General features: G+C 70.9%; 11 protein-coding genes. 10 read left to right on the top strand and 1 reads right to left on the bottom strand.

Features of this window, described 5'->3' with window-relative positions; all coding sequences use genetic code 11:
* Nucleotides 1–62 precede the first annotated feature (62 nt).
* Nucleotides 63–479 (top strand): ACT domain-containing protein, encoded by a 417-nt coding sequence (locus ACWCSD_RS12615; RefSeq protein ID WP_449914510.1) that lies wholly within the window; start codon nt 63–65, stop codon nt 477–479.
* 415 nt (nt 480–894) lie between these two features.
* Complete coding sequence (locus tag ACWCSD_RS12610) at nt 895–1332, top strand: hypothetical protein (RefSeq protein WP_449914507.1); 438 nt, start codon at nt 895–897, stop codon at nt 1330–1332.
* Between the two features lie 61 nt (nt 1333–1393).
* Here the strand turns inward: ACWCSD_RS12610 and ACWCSD_RS12605 are convergent, their stop codons facing one another.
* The gene (locus ACWCSD_RS12605; RefSeq protein ID WP_397159452.1) at nt 1394–1972 is read right to left on the bottom strand and encodes a TetR/AcrR family transcriptional regulator; all 579 of its coding nucleotides are present in this window, start codon (nt 1970–1972) and stop codon (nt 1394–1396) included.
* A gap of 90 nt (nt 1973–2062) precedes the next feature.
* Here ACWCSD_RS12605 and ACWCSD_RS12600 point away from each other — a divergent pair, with 90 nt between their 5' ends.
* From ACWCSD_RS12600 to ACWCSD_RS12565, 8 genes are all read left to right on the top strand, one after another.
* Complete coding sequence (locus tag ACWCSD_RS12600) at nt 2063–3478, top strand: MFS transporter (protein WP_449914505.1); 1416 nt, start codon at nt 2063–2065, stop codon at nt 3476–3478.
* A 68-nt stretch (nt 3479–3546) separates the two neighbouring features.
* Entirely contained in the window at nt 3547–4011 is a 465-nt protein-coding gene (locus ACWCSD_RS12595) for a GNAT family N-acetyltransferase (RefSeq protein ID WP_397159448.1), read from the top strand.
* Nucleotides 4012–4089: 78 nt separating this feature from the next.
* The gene (locus tag ACWCSD_RS12590; RefSeq protein WP_449914500.1) at nt 4090–4635 is read left to right on the top strand and encodes a hypothetical protein; all 546 of its coding nucleotides are present in this window, start codon (nt 4090–4092) and stop codon (nt 4633–4635) included.
* Nucleotides 4636–4816: 181 nt separating this feature from the next.
* Entirely contained in the window at nt 4817–8965 is a 4149-nt protein-coding gene (locus tag ACWCSD_RS12585) for an nSTAND1 domain-containing NTPase (protein ID WP_449914497.1), read from the top strand.
* A gap of 170 nt (nt 8966–9135) precedes the next feature.
* On the top strand, nt 9136–9726 hold the full coding sequence (locus ACWCSD_RS12580; RefSeq protein ID WP_449914495.1) for an RNA polymerase sigma factor: 591 nt from the start codon (nt 9136–9138) through the stop codon (nt 9724–9726).
* Complete coding sequence (locus tag ACWCSD_RS12575) at nt 9723–10739, top strand: CU044_5270 family protein (protein ID WP_449914492.1); 1017 nt, start codon at nt 9723–9725, stop codon at nt 10737–10739. Before ACWCSD_RS12580 ends, ACWCSD_RS12575 begins: the two co-directional genes overlap by 4 nt.
* A 246-nt stretch (nt 10740–10985) precedes the next feature.
* Nucleotides 10986–11318 carry an ArsR/SmtB family transcription factor gene (locus ACWCSD_RS12570; protein ID WP_358296223.1) on the top strand — a complete coding sequence of 111 codons (333 nt, stop codon included), beginning with the start codon at nt 10986–10988 and terminating at the stop codon, nt 11316–11318.
* A complete protein-coding gene (locus ACWCSD_RS12565) occupies nt 11315–11563 on the top strand; it encodes a hypothetical protein (RefSeq protein ID WP_352326865.1) in 249 nt (82 codons plus the stop codon). The genes ACWCSD_RS12570 and ACWCSD_RS12565 overlap by 4 nt, the downstream gene beginning before the upstream one ends.
* Nucleotides 11564–11575 lie beyond the last annotated feature (12 nt).

Raw genomic sequence — 11575 nt, 5'->3', positions numbered from 1 at the left:
GCTTAGACGTTCGTCAAGATAGACGGGGGTCGAAATAAGGGGTGCCTGGTAGACACATGCCCATGAACGCATCTACCGCCCAGCACCTCAACATCCTGTCTGCCGCATTCGCCGTCGAGCATCTGCCGCATGAAGGGGTGCCCGAGGACGATTGGCTGGTGCTCGTCCGCGCTCCGGAAGGGCTGACCGTGGTCCGCGAGGCCAGCGGTGTGGACGAGGCGGAGCAGTGGATCGGCTTCTACGGCGGCGCCACAGCGCATGGCCTGGACATTCCCGGAATGCTGTCCGCGATCGTCAAGCCGCTGGCGGAGGCGGCGATCCCGGTATTCGTCGCCTCGACTTTCCATGCCGACCTGGTTCTGGTTCCCGAGCCGAGGAAACAACAGGCCATCACCGTCCTTGAGGAAGCGGGGCACCAGGTGACGAGCCAGGGCGCGAGTGCCGCCGGGAATCACGCCGCCGGGGCCGCGCAGCCGTAGCGGGGGCCAGGCGAACCAGGGCGGGACGGAAGCCGACCATGAGCGCGCCCCGGTCGCGGGCCTCGCGTACGGGCGCGACGGCGACGGGCCGCCCAGGTCGCCGACGCTTTCGGCGTTCTGTCCGGCCAGGACGGCCCGGCGGCGGCTGGTCAGGTTCGGAGTGGAAGCCCTCAGCTGTCGCCCCTGCGCCGAAGAGTCAGATAGGCTCCAATAACCCGAACATCTATGTTCGAGTTATCGGAGAGGTAGTGGGGCGTGGCACCGCGAGAAGCGCCGAGAGAGGGACGAGCATCAGCAACGGTCAGTTGCCGGTCGGCCAGAACGGTCACGCCGGTCGCCTCAGGCGGCGGACTCGCCGTTTCTCACGACGGGTCAGAGCCGGCCTCGCCACCCGGCCCTTTCCCGGAGGCCCGTCATGCGTAGCGCCGTGCCCCTGGGGGACGACACCGTCGTCGTGCTGCTGCTGGCAGGGCTGATCTTCATGGCGGCCCTGGTGCTGGGCGTATGGAAATACCGGCAGGTGATCCACTCGGCGCGCCACAGGGCTCACCCCTATGTGGACATCGCGCATCGCGCCGCATTGCTGTATTCGTTCGCGACCCTGCTGATCGCTGTCTTCGTCGAGCTGAGCGGCTGGCCGGCGGCAGTCGATCTCGTCGCGGCGGGAGTCGTCGTGGCGTTCTTCGTCGCGGCGATCGCGAGCTACGTCTTTCACGGTCGGCGCCGGGACACCGGCAATCAGTTCCGCCATCCCGTCCGCGGCACAACGGCGTTCATGGCGGTGCTCATCGTGGGCGAGATCGGCGGCTTCGCCGTGCTGCTCGCCGGATTCGCGCAAGCACAACTGCTCTGAATCCTGTCCAGGCCACGCATGCGGTGAGTCCGCCGCCCCACGCCGGAACCGGGCTCCCGCCTCAGGCGGCCAGCACCGACTGGATGGACTTCGTGACCGTGTCGGCGGCATCGTCACGGGCCAGGCGTCCTTGGCGTACCTCGTTCGCCGCGCCGTGCAGGATGTAGTGGGTGAGGCTGACCAGCCAGGCGGCGGGCAGGTCGGTACGGAAGACGCCTTGATCCTGGCCACGGTGGACGAGGTCGGCCATGCGCTGGGCGGGTTCGGCGTGCAGGTCCCGGACCCGTCCCGCGGGAAGGACTCCTTCGGCCGCGGCCAGCAGGGCCGCTGATTCGGCCACCAGTTCCCAGCTGGACGCCAGCAGGCGGCCCATGGCTTCGCGCGCGTCGCCTGTCAGGTCGACGGAGGCCAGGAGCTCGTCACCGTCTCGCAGCGCCTCGACCAGTGCCGCCTCGACGAGGTCGGCCCGGGTCCGGAAGTGCCCGTACAGGGTCATCCGCCCGACGCCGGCGGCGCGGGCGATGTCGTCGGTGGTCGCATGCGGGTCCGAACGCATCAGTTCGCGTGCCGCGGACACGATGCGGGCGATGCTGCGCTCGGCATCGGCACGGCGCCTGGAGCGCGCAGGAGGTGCAGCCATGCCCCCAGTCTATCTCGTATGCGCATATACGGCTTATAGTGACCAGCGGAACTCGTATACGAACATACGAGATATCGGCTGGAGGATCTGATGACCCGACCTGCAGTGCACGCTCAGGCAGAGCTCCACGAGCCGCTCCCGGCCCGGTGGCGCATCCTCGGCTTCCTCGGCGTGGCCCAGCTCATGCTGATCCTCGACGTCACCGTCGTCGCCATCGCGCTGCCCCACATGGAGACGGACCTCGCCCTCGGTCGCGAGGCCCTGACCTGGACGGTCAGCGCGTACACGCTCACCTTCGGCGGCCTCATGCTGCTCGGCGGCCGCATCACGGACCTGCTGGGCGCCAAGCGGATCGTGATCGCCGGCCTGTTGCTGTTCACCGTCGCCTCGCTGGTCACAGGGTTGGCCGGGTCGGCGGGCATGCTGCTCGCCGGTCGGGTGGCCCAGGGCGTCGGGGCCGCGCTGCTGTCGCCCGCGGCGCTGTCACTGGTGGTCGCCCTGTTCGACGGAGAGGAGCGGAACAAGGCCCTGGGTGTCTGGTCCGCGCTCGGCGGCGGCGGCGCCGCGCTCGGCGTTCTCCTGGGCGGCCTGCTCACCGCCGGTCCGGGATGGTCGTGGGTGTTCCACGTCAACGTGCCGATCGGCCTGGTGATCGCCGTGGTCCTCGCCGTACTGCTCCCGGCGCGTACGCCTTCGCCCGCCTCCCGGCCCCGGCTCGACGTGCTCGGTGCGATCCTGGTGACGTCCGCCGGCGCGTCGTTGATCTACGCCCTCATCGCCGCCGGCGAGCGGGGGTGGCTCAGCGCCCTCACCGGGTGGCTCGTGCTCGCCGCTGCCGTGGGCTACGTGCTGTTCGTGCTGTGGCAGAGGCGGGCGCGTTCGCCCCTGATGGACGTGCGACTGCTCGCCCGGCGACCCGTGGCGGTCGGGGCCTTCCTCATCCTGATGGCCACGGCACTGATGATCGCGGTGTTCTTCCTGGGAACCTTCTACTTCCAACACGCTCTGGGCTACGGCGCACTGCAGGCCGGGCTGCTGTTCCTGCCGGTCGCGCTGGCGACGATGCTCGGCGCCAACCTGACCGGACGCCTGCTCGGCCGCTGGGGCGGGCGCGCCCTGGCCGTCGCGGGTCTGACGGTCGCGGCGATCGGCATGGCCGTACCGGCCTTCTCGACGAACGTCGTCAGCGTCGTGGCAGGCGTGGCCGTCGCGGCGGCGGGCACCGGGGCGATGTTCGTCATCGCCTCGGCGACCGCGCTCGGTCAAGTGGCGCCCCACGAGGCCGGGATCGCCTCCGGCATCGTGAGCACCTTCCACGAGTTCGGTGCGTCCATCGGAGCCGCCGTCATGTCCAGCGTCGCAGCCGCGAGCCTGGCCGGGACCACGTTGAACGGCTTCACCAGCGGATTCGCCGTGGCCGCGAGCGCATCGGCGGTCGGCGCGGTCGTCGCAGCGCTGGTAACGCCCGGCCGCCCGTCACCCACGGCGCAAGCCGGCTCTCAGTGAGCGGGGACCGCCCGGTCGCGGGCGCCACGGCCTGTCAACTCCCCTGAACCCGACTGGAAAGGATCACTGTGACAACGATCCGTCGTGCCACGCCCGAAGACGCCGCCGTCGTGCACGACCTCATTCGCGGTCTGGCCGAACACCAAGGCCAGGCCGCGGCCATCACCGTAGGCGTCGAGGATCTGGCGCGGATGCTCGCCCGCCCGGAGGTCACCTATCTGATCGCCGAGCGGAGCGGCCGGGCCATCGGCTACGTCTCCTGGCTGGAGCGCATCAGCTTCTGGTCCGGACAGGACTACCTCGCCCTGGACGACCTCTACGTGACCGGCGCCGAACGCGGCGACGGCGTGGGCGAACGGCTGATGCAGGCCGCGGCCGAAGCCGCCGACGGCAAGGTGATCCGCTGGGAGGTGTCCGAAGCCAACGTCGCCGCGCAACGCTTCTACGCCCGCATCGGCGCGACCCTCACCGCCAAGAAGATCTGCCGCTGGCAACCGGCGCGGACTCGCCCGGAACCGTCGAACACCTGGTGAACGGCGTGGCATCCCCTTCTTTGCCGGGGCTCGCCCGCATACTGGGGATACTCCCCCTTCCATCGTCAATCGCTTCACATGCCCGTCGAGAGGGAGATCATGAGGGTTGTGGCGACATTCGGCCTGCTCGCGGCCCTTGTCGCAACCCCCTGCACGATCGCGGCGGCCGCGCCCGTCCTGCCGGTGCCCGACCCTCCGGTGGAGGAGGGCGACAGTGCCGATCTCCAGACCAACCCTGAGGGAGCGGCGGGCCGGCCCAAGGCACCGGCGGGGATCGGCAATTGGACGGGGGTCAAGATCAGGCCGCGTCGCCCGCGTCAGGACAGTTACGTTCGCGTGCTCGTACGCTGCCCCGCCGAGGCCACCGACGCGATCGTGGCCGCCAAACCGTTCAACCCGCCGGGATCGAGGACGTTCCGCACACAGCTGGGCGTCGGGATGAGGAACAACCGGGGCTTCGACAAGATGTACCTCTCCTACGACGCGCTCCTCGGCCGGCGCCGGGTCACGCTGAAATGCGTGAAGGTCACCATGCTGGAGCACCCGCGCAGGAGAGTGATAGAGCTGGTCAGCCGATCCGACACCTACGTCTTCGTCCGAAGGTTCGAGCCCGGCAAGTTCTGACCGGTCGTCCTCTGCAAAGCCCCCGCCCGGCGCCGGGCCCTGGCCGGCACATGTCGTGACAGCGTCCGGTGACAGCGATCATTGTGCTCGAAAGGCGTCCCCGTCCCCTGCCACAGCGCATACTCTCGCACAGGAACCTGATCAGGACGCGTACCGTTGATCATCTCGGAGGAGGGGATCGATGGCACCTGCCGACGACCACGGCTTGCCGGACGACCTGCGTACGGAGATGCGCCAGGGCTTCCGGCGCTGGATGTCCGGCCCTGCCAAGAGCCGGCCACCGGGCCGGGTCAAGCGCTGGAGCGCGAACGCGATGCTGGGCATGCTCGCCGCCGCCACCGCCGCGCCCGTCATCGTGAGCGTGGCGACCGGTCAGGCCGTCCCGGAGCTGATCTCGTCGACGGGTGGCCTGGGCACGAACATCCTCAGCGAGCTGATCGTCCGCCTCGCCGACAGGATGCGCTCGCCCAGCAGGGAGCTCGCCGAGAGCGAACTGCTCGCCGAACTCCGCACGCTGCTGGAAGCCGACGACGAGCGTGCCGCCGCCCTGAGCCGCGAGCTGGCCAGGCTCCTGCGCGGCGTCGGCGCCACCGAGATCATCGCCGAGTCGTCCGGCTGGGCCGAGGCCGCGGAGACGCTGGACCTGCTCGGTTCGAGCTTCTCCGAGCTGGCGTTCCTGCAGCTGGAGCTGAACGAGACGGTACGCAGGATCGAGGCCGCCGTACAGGAGCAGAACATGGCGCTCCAGCGGCAGGAGGACCGCCTCGACCGCGTGTCGGAGCTCGCTCGTGATGTGCACTGGCTGCGCTGGAGGACCGAGCCCGAGCCGCAGGCGGACGTCCCGCTCGCCGGGTGCCCGTACATGGGGCTCAGGCCGTACGGGGTGCTGAACCGGCCGTTCTTCTACGGGCGGGAGGAGGAGACGAAGCTGCTGCGCGAGGCGATGGCAGCCAGGGTGCGGGGGCCGGGGCTGCACCTGCTGGCGGGGGCCTCGGGTGCGGGCAAGACGTCGCTGCTGCACGCCGGGGTGCTGCCCAGCCTGTCCTCCGGCCTGCCCGGCCTGCCCGAGGCCGCGCGGTGGCCACGTACGATCATGAATCCGACCCGGGCCCCGCTCGCCCAGCTGAAGGCCCGGCTGGGCGCCGCCTTCGGCTTCGAGTGCCCCGCGCTGGAGCAGCAGCCGCACCGCGCGCACGAGGTCGTCCACGAACTCCTCGTACGGCACGCGGAAGACCGTCCGCCGGGCCGCCTGATCCTCATCGTCGACCAGTTCGAGGAGATTTTCACGCTTGTCCGTTCAGCGGGCGAGGCCAAGGCGTTCCTGGAGGTCCTGCGCGCAATCAGCGAGGAGCCGGTCGGCCCTGACGACGCTCCGGCGGCCGTGGTCATCCTCGGGGTGCGCGCCGACTTCTGGGGACGGTGCGCCGAGCACGACCTGCTGCGCGCCGCCCAGGACAGCCGGTCGACCACGCTCGGGCCCATGAGCGATTCCGGGCGTCTGCAGGCCGTGGTCGGTCCGGCGGAGAAGGCCGGACTGAAGGTGGAGAGCGCGCTGGTCCAGGTGCTCATGGACGAGCTCAGGGCGCGGCCCAAGGACATGGGCGTGCTCCCGCTGCTCTCCCAGGCCATGCTCATGACCTGGCGCAAGCGCGAGGGCGACCGCCTCACCCTGCGAGGCTACGACCGCGCGGGACGGATCGAACAGGCCGTGCGCAAGGCCGCCGAGGAGGTCTACGGGGATCTGTCGCCGCACCGGCAGGAGGTGGCGCGCCGGCTCTTCCTCCGGCTGACCCAGGTGGTGCCCGACGGGCACGCCCGCAGGACGCTGCCGCTCGACCAGGTGGACGACGACGGCCGCGCGGTCCTGCACGCCTTCGCCGCGATGCGTCTGGTCGTCCTCGGCGAGAAGGCCGCCGAGATCTCCCACGACGTGCTCCTGGACGCCTGGCCCCGGCTGGGCGGGTGGCTGGAGGGCGACCGGCCGGGGCGCCTGCTCGTCGCCAGGATGCAGCAGCAGGCCGAGGACTGGGAGCAGCACGGAAGACGCGCCGAGCTGCTGTACCCGGCGCGCCGGCTCAAGGAGGTCAGGCTCGTCCTGGACCGCTGGGCGGGCGACGACCGCTACCCGGCGGTCGAGCCGGTGGCCGCACGCTTCCTGGAAGCCTCCACGGCGTCGCTGCGCCGGCGCCGGGTTGTCCGGCTCGCGTTCGGAACCGCGGCGGTGGCGGCGGTGACCGTGGCGGGATTGCTGGCGGCGAACTCCGTCCAGGAGGCCGCGGCACGCGACCGGCGCGCGATGTCGGCGGCCGTCGATTTCCGGAGCCGCTCGGTGCGGCAGGACGACCCGTTCCTGGCCGGCCTGCTGTCGGCCACCTCCTTCCGGATCGCGCCCGGCGACGAGAGCCGGCAGGGCATGATCGACTTCCTGGCCACCACGGCACGCGCGGTGCTGCCGAGCGCGGACGTGGCCGCCTTCAGCCCCGACGGCACCAGGCTCGCCACGAGCGAGACGGGCGGCGTCATCAAGCTGCTGGACACCCGCACCCGCCGGCCGATCCTGACGATCCCGACCGGGCACACCGGCGCCGTCCATCACCTGCGATTCAGTCCCGACGGGAAGACGCTGGCCACCTACGGGCAGGACCACACCGTACGGCTGTGGGACGCGGCTTCGGGCAGGCCGCTCGCGGCCCCGATCCAGCCGGTCGCCGACACCGGCGACCACACCGGCCGGATCTCCTCGATCGCGTTCGCCCCTGACAGCCGTACTCTCGCCGTCGCCACGACGGGCGGACGCGTCACGTTCTGGAACGCGGACCGCCCGGACGGACGGCAGATCCAGACGGGAGGGCCCGTCGACGCGATGATGTTCGGGCCGGACGGCCGGACGTTGAGCGCGGTGGTCAACGACAGGCTACGAGTCTGGGACAGATCCACCGGGCGGGCATCATCGCCGATCCCCGGAACGGTGACGCATGCCGACGTGTCCGGCGACCTCCTGGTCACCTCGACCGGCGACGAGGTCCGGCTCTGGAACGCCGCCACCCTCCGGCCCGCCGGCGCGCCGATCCGTACCGGCCCGATCGACGGGCTGGCCCTCAGCGACGACGGCGGCACCCTGGCCGTGATCAGCGGCAGGCGGAACATCCAGTACTGGGACCTCACCACCCGCCGCCGCGTCGGCACGACCGTCACCGGCCACACCGGCGACATCCATGCCGTGCGCTTCGCGGCGGGCGACACCCTCCTCGCCACCGTCGGCGGCGACGCGACGGCGCGGCTCTGGAACGCCAAGGCCATGACCGAGCTCGGCCCCGCCGTCCAGGCCGGTGACTCCGCCACCGTCTCCTTCACCCCCGACGGGCGGGCCCTGGCGATGGCGACGGAAGGCGGCCTGCGGCTGCGGGACCTCGCCACCGGCCGGCTCCAAGCCCTGCCGCCCGGCGCGATCGCACTGTCCCCCGACGGCCGTACCGTCGCCACCGTGACCGGCGGGAAGCTGACGCTCAAGGACCGCGCGACCGGCCGTCCGACCGGCACGCCGCTGCCCCTGGCGGACGGACGAGTCGCGTTCAGCCCGGACTGGCGTCTGGCCGCGATCGCCGTCGAGAACGACATCCAGGTCTGGAACCTCGCCACCGGCAAGCCCGTCGGCCCCGTCATGACCGGCCACGGAGCCGGCCCGCAAAGCTACGATCCCGACGACACCGTGGTGACCGGCCCCGTCGACGGCATCGCCGACATGGCGTTCACCCCCGACGGCAAGCTGCTGGCCTCGGTCGGAGTGGACCTGACCCTGCGGTTCTGGGACGTCGGCACCGGCTCCTCGACCCGGTTCGTCGAGGACTCGACCGAGTGGGTGGAGATCGACCGGGCCGGCCGCCGCGCGGTCACACTGGGGATCTCCGCCGACGAGAAGCACGCCGTCATCCGCGTGTGGGACGTGGCGACCCGGCAGCCGATCGGCGACGCCTGGCAGGCCCACGGCCTCGGCGGCGCCGGGGCCGCCGCGTTCAGCCCCGACGGACGCGTCATCGCCACCGGAGGCCGCGACGGCGAGATCCGGCTCTGGGACGTGGCCACCCGCCGTCCCCTCGGCAACCCGCTCGCCGGACCCCGAGCGGACGTCACATCACTGGCGTTCAGCCCGGACGGCACCACGCTGGCCGGCGCGAGCGCCGACGGAACCGTACGACGGTGGGCCGTCGCGTTCCCCGAGGATCCACTGGCGGCGGTGTGCGAGGTGGCCGGACGGTCACTGACGCAGGAGGAGTGGCGTCGTAACCTGCCGACGACCACGCCCCCGGAGACCCTGGCCTGCGCCCCCTGAAGGGCGCGAGCACGCCCCCGCCGACAGGGCGGCCATGAGCGCGTTGCGCAAGGTCATCGTGAGCCTCTCGGGCACGGGAAGATCGCCGGCCTGTTGTTGCCCGCAGGCCCCGGGCGCGTTCACACCGCGACCGTCGAGAACTCGATCCGTCCCGTCGGGAAACAGCAGGCATGACACGAACCCCACCGGAGGAGATGGTCGAGGCGGACGACGCCGAGCTCATCCGCCGGTCGATCGACGACCCGGAGCAGTTCGCGGGGGTGTTCGACCGGCATGTCGAGCAGATCCATCGCTATGTCGCACGGCGGTTGGGCGTGCAGGCCGCCGACGACATCGTGGCGGAGACGTTCCTGGCCGCCTTCCGCTCCCGCGCCTCCTACGATCACGCGCAGCCGCTGGCCAGACCGTGGCTGTACGGCATCGCGACCAACCTCATCGCGAGGCAGCGCCGCGACGAGGAGCGGTTCCTGCGGGCGCTGGCGCGTTCCGGCGCGGAGCCGCCGCCTGAGTCCATGGCCGACGCGGTGATCGGGCGCGTGGCCGCGCAGGCCGAGGACCGCCGGTTGGCGGGGGCGCTGACGGGCCTGGCCAGCGGTGATCGCGACGTGCTGTTGCTGGTGGCGTTGGGAGACCTGGCCTACGACGAGGTGGCGCGAGCGCTCGGCATCCCGATCGGGACCGTGCGCTCGCGCCTGCACCGGGCCCGCAAACAGGCGCGGGCCGCCCTCGGCACCGTCAGCCACATGAGAGAGGACGCATGATGGACGAATTCGGACGGTTCCTCGATGCCACCCCGGCGATCACCGGCGAGGCGAAAGAGGCGGCGCGCACCCGGCTGCTGGAGGCCATGCGCGAACCGGCCCCCACGCCGACGATGCCCACGCCAATGTCCGCACCGATGCCCACACCGATGCCCACACCGAGGCGCCCGCCGAGGCGGCGCGGGCCGCGCCTGGCCTGGCGTCTGGCGCTGGCCGCGTCGGTCGCGCTGGCCGTCGGTGCGGGCATCATCACGGTACGCGGCAGTGAACGGCCTGCCACCGCCCCCGTCGCCAGCGTCCGGGAACTGGGCGACAAGGCGGCCAGGAGCGCCGAGACCGACCCGTACGAGATCACGCCGTCGCCGGGCCGCTGGCTGTACGTGAAGCAGACGATCGCTCCGCTCCGCAAGGAGCCGGAGCCCGAGGTGGATCGCGACCGGCGCATGACTCTTGAGACGTGGCACAGCCTGGACGGCAAGCAACTGGCGCTGGACGACGGACGCGGCAAGCTCGTCACGGAGGAGTACGGCCCCGGCGTCACGGGCGCGGACCTGGCCGAGGCGCCGGTCACACCCGAGGAGATGATCGCCAGGATCGGGGCGAGCGTCGACGCGACTCCCGTGACGGAGTTCGACGACGCCGACGCGACCAGGCAGCAGCGGATCTTCCGGACGATCTCCCAGTTGCTGGGCGAGCAGCCGCTGGTCGCCGACGTGCGGGCCGCGTTGTTCCGGGCGCTGCCCATGATCCAGGGGGTCGCGGTCAAGCAGGACGCGATCGACGCGGCAGGCCGCCACGGGGTCGCGTTCGCGTACACGGGAACCTGGGAACGCTTCGAGATCATCGTGAGCGCGCAGGACTACCAGTTCTTGGGGACGTACGGCGAGAGCGTCGCCGATCGCACCTTCGACCTTCCTGGCGGCGCGACCCGCACGGTCAAGGCGGGCACTCCTCTGGTGTGGAGCGCACGGATGACGGCCAAGGTCGTCGAGAAGGCCGGAGACCAGCCGTAGGAAGGCCCTAAGTAAGGCGATCCACGTCCCGACGCGGCGAGGCGTGATCACGCCGCTTGACCACGACGCGAGCCTCACGATGGGCGCGGCCACCAGGCCGCGCCCATCGTCATGTGCGCCTCGGACTCGCCCGCCGCGCCCGGAACCCCACGACGTGGCCGACCTCAGCGTCCCGGGTTTGACGCGTACACTTGCACCTGTAAGACTGAACTAACAGGTGCAAGACAGACCCTCTCCAAGGACGACATGCCGACCAGCGAAGAGTTGCTCCGCCTGCTCGGCGCGGTCGGGCATCCACTCAGGTTGCAGATCCTCGCCGAGCTCGCCGACGGCCGAATCCACGTCAGCGAGCTGGCCCGCCGGATCAAGGTGTCCCGTGCGCTGCTCTACATGCATCTGGAGCGGCTGGAGAAGGCGGGGCTGATCGAAGGGCGGCTGGAACTGTCGGCCGACGGCAAGGCGATGAAGTACATCGAGCTGCTGCCCTTCGAACTCACCCTGACGATCGACACCGTCCTCGCGGCTCTGCGCGCGGACGACGAGGAAGGACCCCATCAGGTGCAGGAGACCCCGCAGTGATCGACATCGGTTCCATCGTGATCCCCATCGTGGTCGTGCTGATTCTGTTCGGCGCGATCACGGCCTGCATGGCGTTCTACTTCCGGTTCGAACGGCACCGCACCGACGTGCTGACGGCCGAGATGGCCAGATATCGCGAACTGGCCGAGCAGGCCGTGCAGCGGCAGGGTGAGGTGCAGGCCAGGCTGGGCGAGCTGACGGAGAAGGTCGCGGCGATGGAGAGGATCCTGCTCAGCGTCGACTGACGAGCCTGTGAC

The sequence above is a fragment of the Nonomuraea sp. NPDC001684 genome (genome assembly GCF_053596515.1).
Note: the sequence above shows the minus strand (reverse complement) of the source record. Positions and strands in the feature narration are given on the sequence as shown.

Excerpts from the sequence above, each read along its gene's own strand:
- ACWCSD_RS12615 (WP_449914510.1), top strand. The coding sequence starts at position 63 with ATGAACGCATCTACCGCCCAGCACCTCAACATCCTGTCTGCCGCATTC.
- ACWCSD_RS12610 (WP_449914507.1), top strand. The coding sequence starts at position 895 with ATGCGTAGCGCCGTGCCCCTGGGGGACGACACCGTCGTCGTGCTGCTG.
- ACWCSD_RS12605 (WP_397159452.1), bottom strand. The coding sequence starts at position 1,972 with ATGGCTGCACCTCCTGCGCGCTCCAGGCGCCGTGCCGATGCCGAGCGC.
- ACWCSD_RS12600 (WP_449914505.1), top strand. The coding sequence starts at position 2,063 with ATGACCCGACCTGCAGTGCACGCTCAGGCAGAGCTCCACGAGCCGCTC.
- ACWCSD_RS12590 (WP_449914500.1), top strand. The coding sequence starts at position 4,090 with ATGCCCGTCGAGAGGGAGATCATGAGGGTTGTGGCGACATTCGGCCTG.
- ACWCSD_RS12585 (WP_449914497.1), top strand. The coding sequence starts at position 4,817 with ATGGCACCTGCCGACGACCACGGCTTGCCGGACGACCTGCGTACGGAG.
- ACWCSD_RS12580 (WP_449914495.1), top strand. The coding sequence starts at position 9,136 with ATGACACGAACCCCACCGGAGGAGATGGTCGAGGCGGACGACGCCGAG.
- ACWCSD_RS12575 (WP_449914492.1), top strand. The coding sequence starts at position 9,723 with ATGATGGACGAATTCGGACGGTTCCTCGATGCCACCCCGGCGATCACC.
- ACWCSD_RS12570 (WP_358296223.1), top strand. The coding sequence starts at position 10,986 with ATGCCGACCAGCGAAGAGTTGCTCCGCCTGCTCGGCGCGGTCGGGCAT.